This is a genomic window from Salmonella sp. SAL4457, assembly GCF_046548235.1.
Lineage (GTDB): Bacteria > Pseudomonadota > Gammaproteobacteria > Enterobacterales > Enterobacteriaceae > Salmonella > Salmonella enterica.
The window spans coordinates 1-274 of sequence record NZ_JBGDZO010000435.1 but is presented as its reverse complement, the minus strand read 5'-3'; the positions used below and the strand labels follow the sequence as shown (position 1 = coordinate 274).

1 pseudogene is annotated in these 274 nt (G+C 62.4%); it reads left to right on the top strand.

Features of this window, described 5'->3' with window-relative positions:
• Positions 1–274 (top strand): annotated as a pseudogene (nfxB, locus tag ACLJNW_RS24950) (efflux pump transcriptional repressor NfxB); the annotation flags it as partial.

Below are 274 nucleotides of genomic sequence, written 5' to 3'. Positions count from 1 at the left end.
ACCTGGTGCAGATGCTCGAGGACCACGGAGAGACCGTACTGAACCAGATCATCCAGGCCTGCGACCTGGAGCATGCCGAGCCTCTGGAGGCGTTGCAGCGCCTGATCAAGGAACACCTCACCCACCGCGAGCTGCTGGTATTCCTGGTATTCCAGTACCGCCCGGACTTCCTCGACCCGCACGGCGAAGGCGCACGCTGGCAGTCCTACCTGGAAGCGCTGGACGCCTTCTTCCTGCGCGGACAGCAGAAAGGCGTGTTTCGCATCGACATCAC